This window comes from Persicobacter diffluens (assembly GCF_036244895.1).
In the GTDB taxonomy this organism is placed as follows: domain Bacteria; phylum Bacteroidota; class Bacteroidia; order Cytophagales; family Cyclobacteriaceae; genus Persicobacter; species Persicobacter diffluens.
Genome location: NZ_BQKE01000001.1, coordinates 2,302,888 through 2,329,117, shown reverse-complemented (window position 1 = coordinate 2,329,117; position 26,230 = coordinate 2,302,888). Strand labels below are relative to the sequence as shown.

Sequence of the window (26,230 nt, the reverse complement as noted above, 5' to 3'; positions counted from 1 at the left end):
AAGCCCTATAAACCTTACTACAGCCAGCATTAGGGCGGTTGATCAATGCACTTTGTAGTTGGTTACAAATAGTCAAGTCTTTTGATCAAACTCAAACAGTTTGCTCAGGCAAAATTATTTTAACCAACATTGACCATTATGAAGAGGGTGAGTAAAAAATGGACATTATTTTTTGTTTATTTTTTGACGATGCAGGGGCTTTGGGCCCAAACGTGTGCGGATATTAATAATGACTTTACTTTAACGCCGATAGCCATCAATGGCTGCTCCGGTGATGCCGAATATATCCTTAAAGTGGGCTGGATCATGGATGCTGCCCAAGCCGCCAATGCGGAGATCCTGGTAGATTGGGATGACGGGCAGGCGCCACAGGTTTTTGGAAGTTTATCGGTGATCGAATCAGTAGGTTCAATTGATTATTACGGAATTACCGGGCAAACGCATACTTATGATTATGCCAATGGCTACCCCAGTGGCAATAATATTAATGCGGGTACAGAGAATTGTACTTTCGTTCCCCGCATTTACCTTCGGATCAATGGGGTGGACTGCCCGGATTTGTTTACGCTTGGTACTCAGGTGACGGTGTGGGATACCGAAGATAACTTTAACCTCAATGCAGTGGATGAGGAAGACCCGGCCGCCGGAAGTACAGGTTTATTTACCACGCCCGCTGCTGGTGATTATAATATTTGCGCGGGAAACACTAATGCACATCGCTTACAGGATATCTCCATCTGGAATTGTACCACTAATCCGGAAGAAACTTTAAGCCCGAATGAAGAGGGCCGATGGGTACAATATATTTATGGCGAAACGAATTCTTTCTCGGGTGGCACCGTTACCGTAGGAGGGGCGAATGTTCCAGCCGGCCAGGTATACTACGGCCCGGTCCAGTGGGTGGCCGATCCTACCGCTGCCACTCCTGCATCGGCAGCAGTTGTTTTTCCGGCCAATGCAGGGGTTGGGGAATGTTTTTCTATTCGGTTTAGAAGCTGGAACGTGTGTAATGCTTATGGGGCAGATGGAAGCACTGCTGCGGGATTTTTAGGCGCGGCATCTGATAATTTAAACCATGGTGGGGCGAATGATCCGGTTGATTTATGGACCAGGACGATATGTACCATTGAGGCGCCACCAGCTCCTGCGGTGACGCAACCCACGGTCTGTTTCGAGGGCGATCAGACCATTACCGCCACTCCTTCAGATCCCAATGCTATTATTAGCTGGTATGATGAAAATATGAATTTTATACTAGATGGTTCGAATACCTATAATCCTAATATCAACTGGGCCGGGATTTCCACCCCAATAACAGTAGCCTTTTTTGCAACTCAAAAATACGATGCTGGCGCAGGGGTTGTTTGTGAAAGTGTCCCCAGCCCGGTTACCCTTACCTTATATCCTGAAATTGACAACAGCCTGAGTCCTTTAGCAACGGCAGACTTTTGCTTTAATACCAATCTGGGAACGATTTCGGGCAATGTGGCTTCCGGTGGGGCCGGTAATGGTTATCAATATCAATGGGAGTATCGTTTTTCGGGTGATGGCAGCAGCTGGGGCGCCTGGCAGAATGCTCAGGGAAGTGCGAGCGGACAAAATTATGATACCGAAGAGGGCAATTATAAAACGAATGAGGGCTATTATGAATTTCGGCGGGTTGTTGCATCATTGGTTTCAAATTGTAATGCTGGAAATGGGAGCGGAAATGATGCTTGTGTGGCTACCCTTTGCGAGAGTAATTCCAATGAAATTGCCTTACGCGTATATCCGGATTTGTCCAATAACACGATTGATTTTAATGAAAATGGGAACGCCACCATTCGGGTGTGCAACGGGCGAACCCCTGTTCAGGTGGATGGATCCTCTCCCCTGGGGGGGAAATTGATTGATGATCCGGATTATCAATATGCCTGGGAATTCTCCTATTTAAGTGATTTTTCCGTACTGGAAAATCCTGCTACCGCAAATTCAAGCTTAAGTGGTGTAGAGATTACGGAAGCCTTGCATCAGGATTTGTATGTGAGGAGGATTGTATGGAGTGATTGTGATGAACATTTAATTGCCGGGCATTCGGCTGCCATTTCCAATTCCATTAGGGTGATCGTCAAAGAAGAACTGCTTCCTCCGGAGATCTTTTTTGACCTGGCCGGAGATAATAATGAACATACCACGGCGAATATCTGCTATGAGGAAGATTTCAACATTGTGATAAAAAATGGCTCCGCACAAATCGATGGATTGAATGTCCAATACCGGGTAAGAGGTAATTCAGGTGGCAATTATTCCACCAAAAGAGGCTGGCAAAATGGGCAGGATGGGCAAATTACCATTAATGTAAGTGAACTAACCGGTTCGGGAGGCTTTAATTATAACAATCCTAATCAAAATTTTCGGGTGGAAATGAGGTATTCTACCCGGGATGATTATGGCAATCGATGCAATGTCAATTCAAATGTGATCAGCCTGAATATCAATGATCAGATTACGGTGGCCGCCGGATCTGATGACCAACTTTGTGAGGGGGACCAACTGTTGTTAGACGCTCCAAATGCAACGGGTGGTTCAGGAGCTTTTAGTTATACCTGGACCGGTCCCTCTTCACTTTCTCAAAATGCTCAAACCGTAACCATTAATGAGGGAGACGCTACCTATCCGGCCTTAAATACCGATCATACTTATACGCTTACCGTGGAAGATACCGGTTTTACGCATTCCGTTGCCGGGGAAACCTGCCCCCTAACCGATACCAAACAGGTCATCATATATGAAAACCCAAGCGCGGCACTGGATGTAAGTGATATTACCATTTGCCCGGGCGCTGCATTGGAATTGGCGAATACCATTTCTGCCGGGGGCGCATCCGGTTCATTGACCTATAATTGGAGGTCAGACCGGGAGGTGGATGGAGCCGTAACGGATTTTTTGTTTGATGATGCTATCGGTTCGAATGATAATGCCCATGATGAACAAACGCCCTTTTTTATCCCGGATGGGAGCCTTGCAGGGACTTTTGATTTTTGGGTAGAGGTAACGGAGACCAATGCCGGCCATGGTTGTTTGGTGTATTCTGATACGGTGCAGGTGTCGATTGATAGTAATGCGCCCACCGGAGGAATATTGACCAATATTGATCATTCCACCACGGATATTCCACCGGGGCTTTTACAGGCAGATGGGACCGCTTTTGCTCCTTCGGATTGTAGTACCGATGTGTTTTTATATGCCGGCGCTACCGTGAATTGGAAAAATACTTTAGCTGGTGATTTGAACTTTCCTGCTGCCAACTTTGATCAGGTAGAGGTATTGCTGTTTGATAGCCTGGGGAATATTGTGATGGCCCGGCATGTGCTTAGCGGGAATAATACCACTAATAATTCCTCCACCTCCAATGATTATCAATTCATTCATTCTGGGGAATATCGGTTGGAGATGATTTTCACCAATACCAGCGGTGGTTCAGGATGTAATGTAGCGACAAGACCTCAGACCATTCGTGTTCAAAACCTGCCCTTTATTCAGGAAATTGATATTCCGGATATTTGTCAGGGAACCACCGTGATGATTAATGAAACTACTGATTGGGCTGGAAATAATTTTACACCCACCTATTACCAATGGGAGGTAAAAGACCTGTCAGATAATAGTACCCTTCTGCTCAGCGGAGATAATGGGGGAGTGGATGCCTTTACGACCTATAATTTTCCTGATTTTGGGGAATTTGAACTTCGGGCAATTGTTACGGCCCTTTCTCAAAATGGACTGAGCTGTGATTATTCAAAAGTGATTGATACAGTGAATGTCCATGAGGCGCCTTTGGTAAATGTGACAGATGCGAATCCCTTTCAGGCATGTGGTGCATTTGAGGTAGATCTTGCCGCTATGGCTTCGGTTATAGGCTTGACTTACTCCGGGCAAACGGAGGTGGAGTGGTTTGTCGAATCAGGAGCCGGTAATTTTAAATTTGATGATACGGGGCTGGAAGCTTCCGTGAACAGTTCAAAGGAATTTAATAATTTCTACCTGCCCGCTGCCGGAGATGAAAATTCCAGCGTCACCCTGCGCTTTGTGGTTCGGAATCCCGCGAACGTAGCAGCCTGTGATTCGGCCTATATTGATATTCCGTTATTCATCCATGCCAGTCCAAGGGTGAACGCCCTGATAGATACCAAATATTGTTATGGGGCGGAAGTCACTTTATTGGCAGAAAGAACCGATGTGGGGATTGCACCCGCGAATGTAAATGATTTTGCCTGGGATACCTTGGGCGCTAGTCCTGATTTTCGGGGTACTATTACTTCAGGTGTATTTTATCCCAATACTGCTACCAATAGCGCCGTAACCAGTGATTTAATCCTCTATCCCACCAATGTGGTAGCGGCATGTAATGTGGAGGTGATGCAAAACTTTTCCGACACCATTCAAATTGAGCATAATGCCAGAATCGATATTTCGAATTTGCCTGATCAAATTTCCCTATGTTCCGATGAGGTGGATACCCTGATTGCAATAGTCAGCGGGGGGAGTGGCAATTATGATTATGAATGGTATGTTGGCGTAAATCCTCAGGGAAATAATGCACCACAATTTAATTTTTCGCAAAGCGTGCCTTTTGCGGATGATTCCACCATCTTTCCTATTTTGCTTGAGATCAGGGATGATTTTATTACTATTCCCGGAAATGAATGTACCCAAACTTATAGCCTGAATGCTTCCGTTTTCGCTTTGCCGGAAGTGACTGCAGGGGCAGATAAGACTTTTTGTTTTGGTGATACGACATCTTTAAATGCGGTGGTAAATCTCCCGCCAAGCAGGAGCCTGGCCATGACTTATTGGTATGACGGTTTTGTATTGGCTGCTAAGGATTCAATCAATGGGACTATTGATTTCACTGACCCAGATTACAATAATATTTATCCGCAATCTCCCACCTATCCCGGTTATAATGAGGTTACCTATCGGGTTCAGATTGAGGATGAACATGGTTGTAGAAGTGTTTTTGGAACCGGTATTCCTTCCATTGAACAAAGCTTAACCGCCTATGCGTCCCCTCAGCAACCAATTATTAATGGGGAAGATGAGTTGTGCCTTACCGGAGGCGGGCTGAACCCAAGTGGTTTTTATACCTTTAACCGGAATGCTTATTCTATCGCCAATACCACTTATCAGTTTACAATTGATCCCGCTGACACTACTACCAGTACTTCGGTGGTCGGGGCGCCTTTTAATGCCTATTTAGTTGAATTTAAAGATGATGGAGTATGGGATGTCCAGCTGGAGGTTACTCACCATTATACCGGATTGTCTTGTATTTCTCCACCGGATACTATGCAGGTGATAGTTAATCCGGAACCTACGGATCATATTATCAGCCGCGAGCCCGGGACGATTTGCCAGGGAGATACGCTATTGTTCACCATCGCCCCGGTCTCGCCGGGTGGGTCTTTTGAGTATGAATGGCAGGTGAACAGGTCCTACTTTGATACCTTAAGCGGGCCGGCTGTCCATCAGAAATATTTGGTTTTTAATGGGGATTTTGCCGGAGCTGTTGATGTGGAGGTCGAGGTATTTAACCTGATTACGGATGCCTTTGGCAATATGGTACGGGGTTGTGGAGTCACCGATACCCTGTCGATTTTTATAAATGAGGCGCCGGATTATACTTTCACAGCAGATGCTTATAATATTTGCTCCGGGGCAGCAGTGGTACTGAGTCTTGAGAATAATGATATTGATCCCCTGACTTTTGATTATTCTTTCGATGGAGGAGGGTTGATCACAGGAGGCACTACAGCTGTTCAGACCGTCCCGGTAGCCTCTCCGCCACCGGCGCCCGCTAATATTTATGATTTTACAGATACCTTGCTGCATGCTGAAACTTCCGCTATAAATGCCCATTACCGCTTAGCGGTTACCAATAACAACAGTGGTTGTCAGGCTTTGGATTCCATCACCATGCTGGTTAATCCTTCTATCAGTAATCCGGTAGTTTCGGTGGCTCCGGATAGTATATGTGCTAATTCAACGGCCGAAATAACGAGCAGTATCACCAACGGATATGCCTACAATTGGATGATCTCTACTAATGGAGGATCTACTTTTGATTCCTTAGAAAATAGAGGAGACCTGGTTCCTTATTTAAGGGACAGAGGTTCGAGTTTGTCTGTAATCGATAGTGATTATGAGGTTTTAAAAAATACCCGGATTTATCAGGAAGTTTTGGGCTGTGGCGGCATTGAGCAGAGTAATACGATTGATCTTCTCATCATTCCAAGGCCGGAAATTGTTCAATCTCCTCTGGATACCGGAATATGCGAAAGAACTACTGCTGCTTTTGTAGTGGAGATCGATCCTTATGATAGTTTAGAGCCCGCATTAAGGCCTGAAATTTATTGGGAAGTCCGGCAATTAGGAACCTGGGAGCGTATCACGGAGGCAGACAGCCTGTTCTTTGAAGGCTATGAAACCAATCGCCTGGTGGTGAAAGATACCTTTGCCTTGCCGGAGAATGATCGTTCCAGGTTCAGGGCAAATATTCGAGGCATTTGTGATGCGAATTTTATCCCTTCACAACCTGCCATGCTGACTATTTACCCCAAGCCCGGGCTAAGGGTACCCCTTGATTCCATTTCGGTTTGTAACACTGCTCAGGAAGTGGCCAGTTTTTATGCTGATGCATTAAATACTTTTGAGCCTACTTATGCCTGGAAAGTTAGTTTTGATAGCGGAGCCACTTATCAGTTGGTTGACACCACCAATGTGTTTTTTGCCGATTTCCGAGGGCAGGGAACCGATTTATTACAGGTAGAGAATGTAAATGGCAAAGGAGGTTTAAGATTCAGTGTAGAAATTGGCTCAAGTTCCTTGGCTTGTGGCTCCACTGTGGAGCCGGCAGCGGATGAGGTAGGGAAATTAACCGTTTTGGCCTTACCCGATGCTTACGATCACAGCATTTCATTTTGCTCGGACGATGAGTTAGGAAATTCGGCTTTCCTAAGATTGACGCATTATGATTCATTGGTCAATGGAGGTACTAGTAATTTTGTAAGTTGGTATATGGATGCCTCGTTCAGTTTGGAGGTTTCCAATAAATTCTCCCATTATACCGAAGATGCTGATACGCTATATGCTAGGGTGGTGAATGCAAATGGCTGTGCCAGTGGGGCAGTGGTTGTTTTTAATTTAACCAGTCGACCGCAGATGGCAAGTGCAATGCCTACCGCTTATTATGTTTGTGATAGCACGGCTTTAGTCGTTCAGCCGGATGTGAGTCCATCAGCGATCGTTGATCAGTATCATTGGCAATTAGTGCCAAATGGCAATATCGAAGGCCTGGCGATGGATGGTTTTGGAAATACAGTTACTCAGGGCACGGATAGTTTGACATGGCTTTTGAAGAATAGAACCACTACGGACCAATCATTGGAAATATCGTTTACTGCTGAAAATAATGGCTGTTTTTCAGAGCCACTAGTGGTGAATGCCACGGTTTATCCCCAGCCATCAGTAGTGGTGGAGAATAACCGACCGGAAATTTGTGATCAGGGCGAAACGGCCATCTCTGTGAGGACGGGCGTTAATCCTGCTAATTTTACCTATTTCACTTATGCAGTGGACGGCGTTACCCAAAGAGATAGTCTGAACAATCCCATTCAATTGACGAATTACGGGGCCATTATGGATGAATTGGAAAATACCAGCCAGATACCTGTGGATTTCGAGTTCAGCCTTACGCCCTGGCGTTTGGGTTGTCCCAATCCCGGTCCCTCAGATTCCGTTTTGGTCGCTGTAAACCCTACGCCGATTGCCTTAATGGGTGCCCTCCCGGATACCCTTTGTAGTGGAGAGCTGGTCAATATTCCCATAACAAGCAATACCAGCCTGATAGATGGTTTTGATCTGGTTTATACCTACAATTCCGTATCAGATGGAGGTTTTGGGACGCTTTCGGGCCCAGGAGTACAAAATGGTTTTGTGGTAGATACTGCTTACACGATTTCAGGCCAAATTGACAATGTGACGGATGAGCCCAGAAAACTAATTTATTCGGTAACACCAACCATCCAGGGCTGTAACAATAACAAGGTGCTGACCATTAGCGACTCCTTAATAATTAAACCCGTGCCGTCCATGACGATTGTCAATGAGGCAGAGCGTATTTGTAACTTTGGATCAACTGAAATTAGTTTGAATACCACGAATGTAACTAATAGCAATTTGCCAATGGCCTCCATTGGTTTTGTGGGGACAGCCACCGCTTCGGACCCCTCGCTTAGTGGTTTTGCCTCTTCCTATAATTTACCAGCGATAGGTGGGCAAGCAGTTATCGAAGATGTTCTGGTGAATACCTCCAACCAGCTGCAAACGGTTACTTATCGCATAAGACCCTATTTTGATGGTTGTTTGGGAGCGGAGGTGGTGACCACCGTAGAGGTGTATCCTACACTTGATATTACGGTTAATAATTTAGAACCCAGGATATGTTCTGATGGTTCGGCGGCCTTGCTGTTGAATACCTTGGTGAATGTCCCCAATCATCAGATAAATTATAGGGCCACCGCCAGTGATCCTTCCGTATTTGGCTTTTCTAATTTCAATAGAGTGGCGAATATTGGAGATACTATCAGGGAAACCATAACCAATTATAGCAACACACCACAGCTTGTGACTTATGAATTTCAGGTGGTTACAGATGATGGGGCTTGTACTGGTCCACTGCTTAACCGATCCGTGGCCGTAGATGCGGATTTGACTTTTGCGGTGGAGGCTGTTCAAGATCAAATTTGTAATGGAGATACCGCTATAATTGAGTTAAGTACTCCTGTGCGTACTTCTGGTGGACAGATTTTGCAATATCATTTTAGTCCGGTGGTGAATTCCCATATTACAGGGGCCTTGCCAATGGCTTTTCAAACCGCGGATTCCTCCGGATTGGCCAGTTTGGCTTCTGTGCTGGTCAATGATACTACCACCATTCAGGAGCAGCAATATCAGCTCTGGCTCACCTTAACCGATGGGGCGAATAATATTATTTGTCAATCTGCTGAGCAAGTGGTGAGTATTTTTGTACGACCAACGCTGTTTGTAGACCCCGTAGCGGATGTGGTAGTCTGTCCGGATGAATTAGTGGTTATTCCGCCATTTTCCGGTGCAGCCACTTATACCTGGACCAATGATAATACGGCGATTAACCTTGCCGCAAATGGCAGTAGAAATATTCCGGTATTCACCTCTGCGAATGTTCTGAGTGTAAACGAAGTGGCCAATATTACGGTGCAGGGCTTAAGTCAGGGTTGTAATACACAACCCCTGAATTTTTCTATTACCGTAAAGCCAACGCCAAACGCACCCTTAGTAAACGGTGATCGTGTTTATTGTCAGGATGATACTTTAAGGCAACTCGCAGCAACAGGTTCCAATATTAACTGGTATAACAGTAGTTTATTGAGTGCCAATTCACTGATTGGCGCAGGTAATAGTTTTACTCCTGACACCACCGATGTAGATAGTCGATATTCCGGAGCTTATGCCATTTATGGCACACAAACCATCAATGGATGTGAGAGCCCAGCGACCACCGTTAATTATACCATCAATCCAAAAGCATTGGTCGCCTATAATTTGATTCCGCTTTCGGATTGTTCCCCAACATCGGTAAAACTGGTGAATGTTACTCAGGGACAGGATACTCTTCAGGATTTATGGGAATATCAAATTCTGAATGATCCCTCCAGCAGGCAGGTATTCTCCTGGGATGCGAATGAGGAAGCGGTTTTTCAAAATACTGCCGCCACTGCCGTTACTTATGAGTTGATGTATACTGCTACCACAGCATTGGGATGTACTGAAATGCACCGCCAGCAGATCGTTGTAAATCCACAAATCGATTTCTCCTTCCGGGTGATTCGTCCTTTGACTTATCCATCCTCCTCCTGTTCGGGAACTGCTTATACTTTTGAGAGACAAAATTTAGGCAATACAGATGCTATTCCCGACCTTAGGTATATTTGGAATTTTGGCGATGGAACAGTGCTGGAGACCGATTCCCTTCAGGTTACTCACCTTTTTGAAAATGCCTCCTTCCAAAACCCAAGGACCTTTAATGTCAGCTTAACGGTGGAAAGTAGTTTTTGTCAGGAAAGCAGAACTTTGCCGGTGGAAATTTACCCACAGGTATTATCAAATTTGGAGTTGCTGAATAATGTAGGTTGTGGTCCATTAGCGGTTACTTTTATTAATAATTCTCGTGGACATGATTTATCCTTAGGGCAGTATGAGCGCAGAATTTTGGGAACGACCACTTGGCAGTCTTTTAGCCCGTTAAATAATGAGTTTACATTTGATAATACAACTTTCGATCAGATCGTTTGGGAAGTTCGCTATGTGGCCCGCAACCAATTCAGTTGCCCGGCAATTTCAGCCATTAGCCTGGTGACGGTAAACCCAAGGCCGGTTGCGAGTTTCAGCCATCCAGCTTTAATATGTGAAGGGGCTCCTGCAATTTTCGATGCCACTGCTTCCACGGGTGATATTGATAGTTATCAATGGGATTTTGGGGACTTTAGCTTGCCAAAATATGGGGACAGTTTAACGTATAATTACCCGTTTGCTGGTTATTATTATGTACTCTTAACCACTACCAATACCGTCGGCTGTACGGATACCATTAGTGCGAATCTTCAGGTTCAAATTTCTCCACAGGTGACGCTGGAATCTCAGGGGCCAGTAAATTTTTGTGACGGGGGAGCGGTAGAAATTACCAGTACGGTAAATGATAGTGTTACTTATCAGTGGTTAAAAGATCAGGCCGTCATTTCAGGGGCGACCAATCCAAATTATAGCGCGACTGAGACTGGCGCTTACGCGCTGGTGGTGACGCAAACGGCCGGTGTGGGCTGTTCTCGTTTGTCGGATACCCTGAGGGTTCAGGTTTATGATTTGCCTCATGTTCAACTGGTTCGGAATAAGCCTGATAAAATTTTATGTCCCGGAGAAGAAGTGGTCTTTACGGCATCTGCGGATTTAAATATTCAGCATTTTATTTTCCATGTTAACGAACAAGCCTATTCCGCCAATTTGGAACGAAATGAATTTAGGTTTAACAGAATTCAGGAGTATGATACGGTTTTTGTTCAGGCGATCACGTATGAAGGTTGTTCGGGGCAAAGTCCTGATTTGATTCAGGATACGGATATTCTGAACCCGGACTTTACCGTGATAGGTTCTGCGGAGGGATGTAGTGCTTTTACGGCAAGCTTTGAATTGGATACGCTCGTTAATGGCTTGCAATATACCTGGGATTTTGGAGATGGTGTCATCGAACAGCACAATACTGCTCAGGTTTCGCATACCTATATTAATAGCGATCCCTTTCTTCAAAATCGCCATATAGTGACGTTGACGGTGTTTAATCCGGCAACGGACTGCTCGGCGAGTGCGGAGGGGGAGATAAGGGTGAATCCCAGTCCGGTGGCGGATTTTGATTTAACCGCGGATAGGGGCTGCGCGCCTTTGAGAGTGGGGGTGATTAATAATTCTGCCTTGGTCAATAAAATTAACGGAAGCTCCTATTCCTGGGTGGTGAGCGACTCTTTAGATCAAAGGGTGATTTTCACTTCGGCAATAGATAATCCTTATTTTGAATTGCCGAATGTGTCTACCTCAAAGATTATTTACGAGGTAAGCCTGACCGTAGAAGATGCCTATGGGTGCGAGAGCACTGCTACTCGCTATGTCACGGTTTATCCTGAAGTGCGTCCGGATTATATTGTGGATGCCTTGGATAATACACAATTATGGCCTGATCGTGAGTTTTCCATAATCAATACCACCAACGAAGGGGAGAAGCCAAGTGACTGGAGATATGTATGGAAAGTAAATGGAGAAGAGGTATTTTTGGGAGCAGATATTCATTCCTTGTTTTTTGAACAGCCAGGCTTATTCAACCTGACCCTGGTGGTGGAGTCCGGGCCCTGTATTGCAGAAGTGACCCAGTTACTGACCCTGCAAGGGACAAATCCAATAGTAGATTTCATCCCCAACCCCAAGGTGGGTTGTGTACCTCTGGAAGTCCATTTTGAGAATTTATCTAGAAATACCGATGAATTTACCCTTTTTACTTGGGATTTTGGGGATGGAGGACAATCCAATGAGTCAAGTCCTACTTACACTTATGAAAATCCGGGGACCTATTATGTGAGTTTGAGTGCGAATAATTTGGTGTCGGATGGTTTGTTCTTTCAAAAAGATACCATTATCGTTCATCCAACGCCAACAGTGAATTTCCGGGTGACGCCCGAAAAGGTCTTTCTGCCGGAGGCGGAGGTAGAGATTAATAATTTTACCACTGGTGCTTTTAATCAATATACTTTGGACTGGGGGGATGGCACCATCGTAGAAAATGCCAGTCCGGATGCAGATCATATTTATTCCCAGCCAGATGATTATTTCGTCACCATGACCGTAGAGAATGAATTTGGCTGTGCGGCTTCCTCCACCATTGAACAACCGGTTTTGGTGCGGGATGGAGGTAAAATACAGTCTCCCAATGCTTTCCAGCCTCGGGGAGATGGCCCATCCGGTTCGGTTATTTCTGAAAATGATAGTAGATCCGGTTATTACCCCATCTTTGCGCCTTATACGCCAAATGTGGTGCCTGAGGGATATCAATTGGAAATCTATACGCGTTGGGGGCAAATGGTTTATCAAACCCGGGTATTGGGCGAGGGCTGGAACGGCTATTACTTTAACAATGGGAATCCGCTTCCCGCAGGGGTTTATATTTATAAATTGGATGCCAGGACGGTGGATGGTAATAGGGTGAGTCAGGTGGGAGATGTCACTTTATTGAAATAAATAGTGGTAAAAAAGGGGTCTTCGGATTCCTTTTTTTTATATCAATAAATATTTTTTTACCATAATAACAATACTTTTTTTTGTCTTAAAACGGTATGGATATCGTTTTTTATTTTTTTAATCTTTCTATTATTCCTGACTTTATAATGCCTATAAAAAATCGCTTGATAAGTGATGAGATTGGGCGCGATTTTATTGATATTTTTATAATTATATCAAGAAGGTTTCCTTTTGGAGTATGATTTTTCCTGTTTTTCGGTCTTAGTGTAAGTACTGTCTGTGTTTTTTAAATCCAAAAAATGTAATTCTTTATGCTTTTTTGTTGTGAATGAGGAAAAAGTTACGTGTGTTTGGTTTTGCTTCATTTAGGGATATTTTTAAGCGTAATCGTTATTTATTTCCCAGTGATCAACTTTTTATACTAGGTTTTAGGCAATTTTAGACGGTGCTTATTACAAATTTTCAGCCACTAACAGTGGACTTATTGATTTTTTTATCTTTTCTTACATTTGTAATGGAGGTGAGATTTTCTTGTCGTTTTTTGATATGTTCTCTTTTTGAACTTTTTCTATAAATCAATTCTCGGTTTTATAGTTTAGTTTCCCCTCTTAGTTTCAATTGTTATCAACATCGACCTATATATTATGAGAAGGACGTTTACGTTTTTTCTTTATTGCATTGCCTTGATTTTTGGGCAAAAAGCGAGTGCGCAGACATGCGCTGATTTTACGAATGACTTTACGGTGACCCCATTGGCAATAAATGGTTGCTCCGGTAGTGCACAACATATTCTTACTGTAGGGTGGAAAATGAATGCTTCCCAAGCAGCAAATGTCGAAATTGTCGTTGATTGGGATGATGGAAATCCTGCCCAGGTTTTTTCAGGATTATCTTTGGTGCAATCTGTTGGGCCAATTGATTATTATGGTATTGATGGGTATAGCCATACCTATGATTACGCCAATGGAACTCCGAATGGAAACAACGAAAATAGCGATTTTGAAAATTGTACCTTTCTCCCTCGAATTAATTTAAGGGTGAATGGAGTTGATTGTCCGGATTTATTCACCTACGGTACTCAAGTTACGGTGTGGGATAAGGAGGATAATAATATTCTCAATAGTATTAGTGAACGAGATGCAGCGAATGGGGGAACAGGTCTGTTCCAAACAGGAGGTCCCGGGGATTATAATATGTGTGCGGGTAATACCAATGAACATAGGTTATTGGATGAAACTATTTGGAACTGTACCACTGATCCAGAGGAAAGAAGAAACCCCAACAATGAGGGCCGATGGGTACAATACGTATATGGTGAAACCAACTCCGTTACCGGTGGAGAGGTATCCGTTGGTGGTCAGAATATCGCTGGTGGACAAGTTTATTATGGACCAGTAGAATGGATTCCGGGTGGTACTGCAGGTGGTGGCCAAACCCTGCCGGTGCGTTTTCCTCCCCTAGCGGGAGAAAATGAGTGTTTCTCCGTGCGTTTGCGGAGTTGGAACGTCTGTAACCGATATGGTCCTGATGGATCAGATCAACCTGCAGGCTCATTTAACCCTAATGATTTTCCGTATGCAAATGATCCGGTAGATTTATGGACCAGAACCATTTGTACAGTAGAGGCGCCGCAGCCTCCAATTGTTCCGGATGTCACGATTTGTGCGGGGGGTGACCCTACCTTAAGGGCAACGGCTCAAAATGGAGCGACGGTAAGATGGTACGATCAGGATCCTACACTTTCGCCTACGCCATTAACGCCAATTTATGAGGGCAATCCGTTTAGCCCCTCTGTGAATGTGTTTCCAAATAATATTACCACTCATACTTATTGGGTGACCCAAGCTTACGCCACAGTTGGATCGGAGGAGTGTGAGAGTTTGCCCACAGAGGTCAACCTGACGATTTATCCGGAAATCAAAAACAATACGATTGCAGCGGATCAGGAGATTTGTTTTGGAGGTAATCCGGCAGAACTGACTGGTTCGAATCCAACAGGTGGTGCTGGAGCAGGCACTTACACTTACCAGTGGGAACGATCGGTAAATGGGGGTGGATGGTCCAATATTGGAGGCGCTACTGGTAATACTTATGATCCTCCGGTGTTAGCGAATACCACCAATAATCCTATTATCTATTCCTTTAGAAGAAAAGTATACTCCGGAACCTGTGATAATGGAGGAACTCCCGGAAATGAATGTACAGGTGGGCTTTGTGAATCTATTTCCAATGAAGTAGACATTATTGTTTATCCGGAGTTGAAGAATAATTCACTACTATTCGATCAAAATAATAGCACGGAAATTGAAATTTGCTTTGGGGAATCCCCGGGCCGCATTAATGGTTCTACGCCTACAGGTGGCTTTGGAGCATTATCCTATATCTGGGAAAAATCAGAAGACGGCGGCAACAATTGGTCTTTGATTGCAGGCGCAACAAACAAGAATTACACGCCTGGGAATTTGTTAGTGGATACCCAGTACAGAAGGACGGTCACTTCGGCTAATTGTGGAGATGATTTGGTTTCTAATGTGGTCAAGGTCTGGGTGCGACCTGATTTAAGCTTTAATGGCACGCCCTATGTAGAAGTGCAGTCCACCAATGCGGGTCAGCATGCCTTTATTTGCTATGAAGAGGCATATAAAGTGGTGGTGCCGAATACCATTCGGGACGTGGTTTTAGGAAATGGGGATACAAGGCGAATTCAATATGCTGTTTTTGAAGGAGGGAGTAGAAGAAAAGGCTGGACAGATGGCAACAATGGTGATTTGTCTTTCTCATTTGATCCGGAAACCTCCAATCGTACCTTTAATGTCCGGATCCGATATAAGGATCAGGATAATTTTGGAGATCGTTGTATAGAAAGGTTTGATGAACTGAAAATTACGGTTAATCCGGAAATCAATGTAGATGCGGGGCTGGATTTATTATTATGTGAAGGAGAGTCTATTGTGTTGCTGGGTGCGGCCAATGGCGGATCCAATAATTTTAAATATAATTGGTCAGGCCCTTCAGGGTTAAATCAGAATAATATCAATGTGACCATTAATCCGGCTGATGGTACCTATCCGGCATTAAACACCACGCATACTTATACTTTTACGGTGAGTGAAAATGGATTCAGCCATTCTGTTTCCGGTGAGGGTTGTGAAATTCAGGATACCAGAGAGGTGACCATATATGAAAATCCTACTGGTACGGTGGATATTAGCGACAAAACCATTTGTCCGGGTGTTCCTTTACAATTGGAGACGACTACCGCTACCGGTGGTTCCGGTGGAACTTTGACTTACCAGTGGAGGTCGGACCGAGAAGGGGAGGGAATTATTACCAATTACCTCTTTTCGGATGCGGCAGGAAATAATCCTGATGGTGGAAATATTGCCGCACCTTATTTTATTCCTGATGGGAACTTGAGTGGTGCCTTCGAGTTTTGGCTGGAGGTTACCGAAACCAATGACGGGCATCCCTGTACTATTTCTACTAATCGTGTGCGGGTAACCATTGACTCCAATGCGCCGACGGCCGGTATTTTAACCGATAAAGATGAGAGTGGTATTTCCATTCCTGCCGGATTGTTAAATGGCGATGGTTCTGCTTTCAGCCCGGACTGCACTTCGGACTTATTTGTATATGAAGGCACCGCATTGAAGTGGAGAAATACTATCAATTCAGATTCGAATTATCCTGCGGCCAATTTTGACCAGGTAGAGATCCGGGTTTTGGATCAGGGTGGAAATGTGGTAGAGGCGCAGCACCTGCTGGCAGGAAATACCGCCACGCAAAATGCGAGCTGGTCTAATTTGGTGAACTTTCCCAGCGCAGGAATCTATCGGGTGGAGATGATCCTAACTAACACTGCCGGTGGCTCCGGTTGTAATGTATCCATTGTAAACCAATTGGTGCATGTGATGAAATTGCCGAATATTTTAGAGGTGAGTTTCGCTGATATTTGCCAGGGTACCACGGTAACTTTGGAAGACAAAACCAACTGGTCGGCTTTGGATTATACGCCTACTTATTTTAAATGGGAAATTAAAAATTTAGCGGATAATTCCACTGTTTTGGTGGATGGAGAGAATGGAGGGGCAGACCCTGTGGCTGATTATGAATTTAATGCGCCGGGCTCCTTTGAAGTGCGACTCATTGTAACGGCAGCAGCTTCCAATGGAGAAGTTTGTGATTACTCTAAAGTAGTAGGGCAGCAAGAGGTACATGAGATTCCTTTAGTGAGTGTGTCAGATCCTAGTACTTATGCAGCCTGTGGTGCTTTTGAATTGGATTTGGCCCAAATGGCTTCAGATATTGGTCTGACCTTCTCTGGAGAAACGGAAGTGGAATGGACCATCTTAAGTGGCAGTGGTAAATTTAAATTTGATGATAGCGGCGCTGAAGTGGATGTAAATTCCTCCAAGTATTTTGACAACTTTTATAAGCCGGTATTACTCGATGAGGACCAGCAAATCACCTTAAGGTTTTTTGTTCGCAACCCTTCCAATATTGCGGCTTGTCAGGAGGCCTATGTGGATATTCCGGTTTACATTTATCCAACTCCAAAAGTCAATCCTTTAATTGATGATAAGTTTTGCTATGGTGTGGAGGTCACCCTTAATGCCGAGCGAACAGATAAAAATATCCCTTCCGCAAATGTGGGAGACTATGCCTGGGATGTGGTGGAAGCCATTCCTGATTTCCCGGGTACCATTGGTGGAAATACCTTTACCCCTAACACTTCCACTGAGGATGGGGTAACTAACAAATTATTATTGTACCCGACCAATGTAGTGGCGGCCTGTAATGTGGACGTCAAAAAGAATTTCTCAGATACGGTTGCCATTTATCATAATGCCAAAATTGTCATCAGCAATTTACCGGATGAATTGGCGGCTTGTTCGAATGTCAATGAATTACTAGAAGGACAACAAGTTGGTGGTACCGGGAACTATTCCTACCGCTGGTATTTGGATAATGTGAATCAGGGTAATAATTCCCCTAATTTTAACTTTAGCCAGACCGTCGATTTTGCTGATCAGTCCAAAGATTATCTCATTCGATATGAAGTGATGGATGATTTGATCACGACCTCCGGTTTGGAATGTAAAGCCGAGCATGAGATTGAAGCCAAAGTTTATGCTTTGCCAGAAGTGAAAGCGGCCGGGGATCAGGAAGTATGTTTTGGGGATGATGTCGCCCTGGAAGCCAATATTTTAATGCCTGATGGCCGCGCGTCTAATGAGGTGAGATGGTTTGAATTTGTTGGAGGCCTGCCGGTGCAAATGGCTACAGGTGAATTGGTTGACAATACCCATCCGGATTATGCGAATATTTACCCTGATGAACCATTATATCCTAATTTCACCGGTAAGTCTTTTTATGTTCAGGTAGAGGATGAGTTTGGTTGTACTAGCGTATTGGTGGATAACAATCCTGATATTCATCAGGGCTTGTTAACCCGTGCCAGACCTGCTGAGCCATCCATGACCGGCCAATCGGATTTCTGTATGGATTCCGGGATTTTACCACAGGGGATTTACGGTTTTAACCAAAACGCTTACACCGGAACCTGGAATTATGATTACCGGGTAGATCCTGATGATGGTTCGACTACTTCCTCTGTTATTACTCAGACGAAGTCTTTCTTTGTACAATATAATGTGGCAGGGGCTTATGATATTCAGGCACAGATTGTACAGCAGTATCCAAACAATTTGGACTGTCCGTCTCCATGGGCAAGTTTGCCGGTAGTGGTGAATCCGGAACCTTTGGCGCATGCGGTTTCTACTAATGAAAATAAAATTTGTGAGTTTGAAACGGTTACTTTCAGAATTGATCCATTTGTACCGGAAGATTACGAATATGAATGGGTGCGTTCCTTTGACTATCAAATAGCCGATGGCGCGACGGATCAGGAAAAGGATTTGACTTTTATTTCTTCCGGTAATATTAAGGTGCAGGTGAAAATTAGCACCATTGTCAAAGATAGTGACGGGAATCCGGTGTTGGATGGTGGCGGAAATGTGGTAACAGGCTGTGCGACAGTGGCTGAAATTACAGTGCCTGTGAGCCCAAGTCCGGATTTTGAAACTTTCCTGGCGGAGAACCGAATTTGTTCCGGGGCTGAGGTAGATTTAAATGTGAGTTCTACCACAGCTTATGATTATGAGTATACTTTCGATGGAGCGAATATTTCCGGTGGAGTGGACGGTTCATTTGGCAATGTGACCACTTTTGATATCAAAGATGTCCTGATCCACAATGAAGCCGCTACGCAAGTTGCCAAATACTCCATCAGAGCTTATGAAATTTCCCCAAGTAGCAAACGTTGTTACACGGATAAAGAGGTGGAAGTGGAAGTGGCACCTTCTATTGGAACGCCAACCATCTCTGTACAGGCCTCCCAAATTTGTGATGGTGAGCGTGATATCGAAATAGCTTCCGACATCATTGAGGGCAATACCTATACATGGTACATCTCCACAGATGCTGGAGCAACTTTCGGCCTGGTAACAGATTTTGATGATGGAATCGGAGGGGATTATTTAACCTATTTTTCCAATGTTTCTGCCCCAACCTTAGTGGTGAGGAATGCCAATTATCAGGTGTTGAATGGTGCGCAGTTCAAACTGGAAATTTTGGCCTGTAATGGTTTGGAGGAAAGTAATACCGTTACCTTGAATATCATTCCAAAACCGATGATCAGCAAAGATCCGGTGAATGTGGAAATTTGTGAGGACAATCCGGCAGCTTTTGATATTGAAATTGAGCCCTATGATTCTGCTTTACCGGAAAACCGCCCTGTTATCCAATGGGAGCGTTGGGATTCCGGATCCAGAGCCTGGGTAGCTTTGAGCGATGGAACTGAATTTTCAGGAGTAAGTACGCGACAACTAACGGTTCATGAGGCTTTTACCACGGCGGATAATAATAATGCCAACTTCCGGGCGAAAATCCAGGGATTGTGTGATAATGGCAACTGGCAAATTTCGCAGAATGCTGTGTTGACCATTTATAAAAAACCAGCTCTAAGAGTGCCATTGGTTTCGCAGTCGGTTTGTGATGCTTTGGGTGAAAAAGCCGAGTTTTATGCCGATGCTTTGAATACTTATCAGCCAACCTATCAGTGGCAGGTAAGTACTGACGACGGCGCCAGCTGGGTGGATATTGATCCGGCAGATGCGGATTATGAAGGGGTAAATCAGGAATTTCTGTTGGTGAAGAATGTAGGCAGCAAGGATCAATATAGATATAGTGTTACCATCGGTTCCTCTGCAGGCTTCTGTAGTACAACAGCCAGACCGGAGCCGGGAGAAGAAGCTATTTTGACCGTATTACCTTTACCGGATGCTTTCCCGCAGACCTATGAGGTATGTACGGATAATGCAGGAGGTGTTACTTCAACGGTGAATCTGACCAATTATGAGGCAGACGTCAAAGGCAGCACGGATTCAGATATTTTAGTGTTTTGGTATGTAGATGAATATTATACTTCCGAGGTGAGCAATAAATTTGCCCATCAGGTGATGGATGGAGAGAAGGTATATCCATTGGTGAGAAATCTGAATAATTGTCAGAATGGAACAGAGGTAATGTTCAATATCAATGTTCGCCCTGCTATGGATCCTAATATGCCATCCACTCTGGCGATTTGTTCTGATACGGAATTGGTGATTACGCCGGAATCCGAAAACGGCATGGTCGTGACGGACTTTAACTGGACGTTGGTGCGTAATGAAAATATTAATGGATTACCAACGGCAGATAGTGGCCAAGGCGCCATTAATTGGACTTTAGGCAATACCACTTATTCTGATCAGGGCTTTGAGGTGGTTTATACCGCTTATAATGGAGATCCGGGCTGTGTTTCTCTTCCATTAACCGTAACGGCCATTGTTCATCCACAACCGGTAGTAGCTTTGGAAAATAACAGAACGGAGATTTGTGACGAAGCAGAAACGGCTATTCTAGTCAGGACTCCGGTTAGTCCGGCAAATCAACTGTATTTTACCTATGCTATTGATGGCGTGCCGCAGCTGGATGGCAGCGGAGACCCGATCAAGCTGTTGAATTATGAGAGTATAGCCGAAACTTTGGAAAACCTGGGGCAAGCTCCTCAGGATTATAGCTTTGAAGTTACTCCATGGAGAAATGGTTGTGCACTTCCTGGCGTGACCGAAGCCACTACTGTAAGTGTAAATCCAACACCGGTGATCAGTTTGTCGACATTACCGGAGAGTATTTGTAGTGGGGATCAAATTAATCTGGAGATGACCTCGGCAACGAATTTGATCAATGGATTTAATTTGGTGTATACTTATACTTCTATTTCGGAAGGTGGTTTTGGAACTATTGTAGGAGATGGCGTTCAAAATGGATCGGTGGTAGCACCATCTTACACCATCGCCGGTGTGTTGGAAAATAGAACTTTCGAACCTCAGAAAATGGTTTATGAAGCCACCCCAACGGTGCAGGGTTGTGATAATAACAAAGTGGTATCGGTTAGGGAAGAAGTGATTGTGAAGCCGGTACCGGTAATGTCCATTAGCAATAAGCTGGAGAAAATTTGTAATGGAGCGGCGATGGATATCCTATTGAGCTCACCAAATTTGATCAACGCCCTTTTGCCTAATGCCGAAATTAGATTCAAAGGAACGGCAGTAGCTTCCGATCCGGCTTTATCCGGATTTAACCCAAACATTGATCTTTTAGCGGTAAACGGCGAGGCTCAAATCTTGGATGTTTTATCCAATACCTCTAATGAAATACAGACTTTAACCATCACCTTGCGCCCTTATTATGACAATTGTGAAGGGGAGGAAATCGTAACAACGGTGCAGGTTTATCCCACTTTGGACATTCAGGTGAATAATGCCTCACCAAGAATTTGTTCGGAAGGGCAGACCAGCCTGGAATTACAATCATTGATAAATATGTCGGGCTTCCAGATTGCTTACCGTGCAGAGTGTGCCAGCGATCAGGTCTTTGGTTATTCGAATTTTGAACGATATGGTAATGTGGGGGACGTATTGGCAGAGACCATCACCAATATGTCTGCTGTGCCGCAGACCGTCACCTATTATTTCCGAGCTGTAACCGATGGCGGCTTGTGCGATGGACCTGAAATTGTGAGGGAGGTGGTGGTTGATCCAAACCTTACCTTCGATTTGAAAGCCCAGCAGGAGCAAATTTGTAATGTGGAATACGGAGGTTTTGAGGTAAGTACCAATGTACAAACCTCCAATGGTCAGAAAATTCAGTTCCGTTTTGAAAGTATTGCGAATGCCAACGTCAATGGCGCATTGGTGAGCGGTATGTTTGAAGTGGATGCTAATGGAAATGGCGCCGCCGGTTCTATATTGACCAATACGGATGCTAATATTCAGGAACAACGCTATCGTGTTTGGATGTTGATTACTGATGCCGCCAATAACATTCTGTGCCAATCTGTAGAACGGGAAGTCGGTATTTTCATTCGACCAAGCTTGAATGTGGATCAACTTCCTGATGTGGCAGTTTGTCCGGATGAGCTGGTGGTAATTCCGGCATTTTCCGGTGCAGCCTCTTATACCTGGACCAATGATAATCCTTCCATTGGTTTGGCGGCTTCCGGCGACAGAAATTTACCGGTATTTACTTCAGTGAATGATACTGATGTGGATCAGGTGGCGAATATTGAAGTGATCGGAAACACACAGGGTTGTTATACAACACCCATGAGGTTTACCATTACCGTGAAGCCGACGCCGGAAACCCCGGTGGTGACAGGAGTGCTTGATTATTGTCAGGATGACGCGCTACAAGCCTTAACCGCTACGGGGCAGGAGGTCAATTGGTACAATAGTAGCATTTTGGGTTCAGGCTCCTGGGTTGGATCCGGGAATACTTTCACCCCTGCCGCAGAGGATGTAGATACCAGTTATCCCGGTCTTTACACCCTCTATGTGACGCAAACCATTAATGGTTGCGAGTCAGAGGCGGAAGAAGTAGAATTTATCGTGAACCCAAAACCATTCATTGCCTATAACCTGGTGCCGAATTCCGAATGTACACCTTTAAGTGTAAAATTAGTGAATGTGACCAGCGGCCATAATCCTGATCTGGATCTTTGGGAATATCAGATTAAAGGCGATCCATCTTCTAAACTTCCCCTGAACTGGGATGGAAACAATGAAGCCATTTTCCAAAATAATACGGGCTTGCCATTGACTTATGAGGTGATTTATACCGCAGGGACGGATTTGGGTTGTTTTGAAACGGTCATTACTGATTTGGAGGTAATGCCACAGATAGAGTTCATGGTGGAGGTGTTACTACCGGCCACGCATCCGGATCCGGCTTGTTCTGGCACCGAATTCACCTTTAAAAGAACGAATTTGGGGAATACAGATTTAATTCCAAACTTGAAATACACCTGGAGCTTTGGAGATGGAAGTACCCTGGTGACCGATGAGCCGGAAGTGACGCACCTTTATGAGAACGCTTCTTTTGAAAATATTCGAAACTATCCGGTGGCGCTAACGGTAGATGCCGGTTATTGTCGCCAGACCGAACAGCTCAATGTGGAGATTTATCCACAGGTATTGGCAAATCTGGATCTGCTGGACAATTTTGGCTGTGGGCCTTTGGAAGTGTCCTTTATCAATAATTCCAGAGGGCATGATGAAAGCCTTGGGGAATATCAAAGAAGACTGCAGGGAAGCTCGGATTGGGAAACCATTACGCTAACAGACCTTAAGTTTGTTTTTGATAATACCACCACGCTGCCGCAGGTTTGGGAAGTACGTTATTTTGCCAGAAATCAATATGGTTGCCCGGATATCTCGGCAGAAAGACTGGTAACGGTGAATCCACGACCTGTCGCTACCTTTGTTCATGACAATCTGCTATGTGAAGGTTCTCCGGCGGTATTTGATGCTTCTGCGTCTACCGGAAATATTGACAGTTATCGTTGGGAAATGGGAGATTTCACCCTGCCTCGCTATGGAGAAACATTAGAGTATACTTATAAAGAGGCAGGATTATACCGGGTGACGCTGACGGCTACCAATGACCTGGGATGTACAGATACCTATAGTAGTGAGATGCAAATACAGATTTCTCCGGATGTGGAGATCAAAGCCGAAGGGCCAAAAGAATTCTGTTTTGGAGGATCTGTAGCCTTGACCAGTGAGGTAAATGAAAATGTGAGCTACCAGTGGTTTAAGGATGAGGTGGCCATTGCTGGGGAAACCTCAGCGGATATCTTGGTGGCTGAAACCGGGGCTTATCATTTGACGGTCACTCAACTGGATGGTGTGGGTTGTTCCCGGGTTTCTGATACCTTAAGAATTACGGCTTACGAAATTCCGAATGTGGTCTTAGAGCGAAACAAACCAGGGAAAATTCTTTGTCCGGGAGAGGAAGTGGTATTTACCGCAGATGCAGATTTGAATATTCAAACCTATATTTTCTATGTGAATGATGAGCCTTTTGCGGCTAATTTGGAGCGAAACAGTTTCCGTTATTCCAGATTGAAAGATGGAGATCAGGTGCGCGTTGAGGCCATTAGTTATTCCGGTTGCTCGGGCCACAGCGAGATACTGCCACAATCGGTGGATGATATCAACCCGAATTTTGCCATTGTGGGGCCTTCTCAGTCTTGTAGTCCTTTCGCCGCGGTTTTTGAAGTGGAGGAATTTGTTGCAGGATTGGAATACACCTGGAACTTTGGGGACGGAACCGTGGAAGTTCATGACAGCAAGGTGGTGACGCATGAGTTTATCAATTCCTCACCATTCCTGCAGAATCGTCATACCGTTAAACTTACTGTATATAATGCGGCAACGGACTGTTCCAATGTTTCCGAGCAGGAAATCAAGGTGAATCCAACACCGGAAGTTTATTTCGAATTGACTGCTGAAGGAGGTTGTGCTCCTTTGACCATCGGCGCGGAGAATAGCTCTAGTCTGGTGAATATTACCGATGCTTCCTCCTGGGAATGGTCGGTTACTAACCAGACCACTGGTGAAGTAATTTCAACTTCTACTTTGGAAAACCCTTTCTTCGAATTGCCTAATATCACGCTGGAGGAGATTGTATACGAAGTGAAACTGGTCGGTACCGATGCTTACGGTTGTCAGGATTTCCATGCGGTAGAGGTAAGGGTTTATCCGGAAATTCGTCCTTCTTTTATTGTGGACGCCAAGGACAATACTCAACTTTGGCCCGATAATGAATTTGCGATTATTAATACCACCAATGATGCGTCCGTTCCTGAAAATTGGACCTACCGTTGGATATTAAATGCACAGGAAATTTTTGTGGGTGCTCAAATTGGTTCGGTGGTGTTAGATAAACCGTCGATTGCCAACTTGACCCTATTGGTCTCCAATGAAAGATGTGAAGCCCAGGCGACCCAATTCCTGAAATTAGAGGCGACCAACCCTATTGTGGACTTTGAGGCTACTCCTGAAGTGGCTTGTGCGCCGCAGGTGGTTAAATTTGAAAACCTGACGAAGAACACCGATGAAACTACCATCTTCACCTGGGACTTTGGGGATGGGACCAAGTCCAATGAGGTACATCCGGAGCATGAGTATGAAAATCCGAATACTTATACGGTAAGACTTGAAGCGACGAATGCGGTGTCTGGTGGTATATTCAGTATCATTAAAGACGTTATTATTCACCCTGTTCCTAGTGTGAATTTTAATGTGAAGCCTGAAAGAGTCTTCCTGCCGGATGCGGAGGTACAATTGGAGAGCTATGTGACCGGTTCCAAAAATATTTATACCATTGACTGGGGAGACGGCACCATGACGGAGTTCGCTAATCCTGATGCAACACATCTTTACACCCAGCCGGATGATTATTTCATCACCATGTATGTGGAAAATGAATTTGGATGTGAAGGTCAGAAAACCATCGAGCGACCAGTGATGGTACGGGATGGTGGTAAAGTCGATACACCAAACTCCTTCGTCCCCAGACAAGATGGCCCGGGTTCCGGTCATATTTCTGAAAATGACGGAACAAGAGGTTATTATCCGGTCTTTGCACCTTACACCCCTAATGTGGTTGAAACGGGTTATCGACTGGAAGTTTATACTCGTTGGGGCCAGTTAATCTATCAGACAGAAGTATTGGGAGAAGGGTGGAATGGTTACTATTTCAATTCCGGAGATGCCCTGCCGGCAGGGGTTTACATATTCAAGCTGCAAGCCAGGACGGATGACGGACAGCGCGTGAGTTTGGTAGGAGATGTGACGCTGCTGAAATAAATGAAATAAAAACTAAAAAATCCCGCTTTAAATTAGAGCGGGATTTTTTTTGATTCTAATCGCCTACTCCTGTAGGCTTGTTTTTCCCTCAAACATATGCTTCGGTGGGTGCACTTTAC

Annotated in this window: 2 protein-coding genes; both read left to right on the top strand. The window is 44.7% G+C overall.

Going from position 1 to position 26,230, the window contains the following annotated elements; genetic code table 11:
• The first annotated feature begins 138 nt into the window (after nt 1-138).
• Nucleotides 139-12,855 carry a PKD domain-containing protein gene (locus AAA970_RS09440; RefSeq protein WP_338236914.1) on the top strand — a complete coding sequence of 4,239 codons (12,717 nt, stop codon included), beginning with the start codon at nt 139-141 and terminating at the stop codon, nt 12,853-12,855.
• A 644-nt stretch (nt 12,856-13,499) separates the two neighbouring features.
• A complete protein-coding gene (locus tag AAA970_RS09435) occupies nt 13,500-26,111 on the top strand; it encodes a PKD domain-containing protein (protein WP_338236912.1) in 12,612 nt (4,203 codons plus the stop codon).
• Nucleotides 26,112-26,230 lie beyond the last annotated feature (119 nt).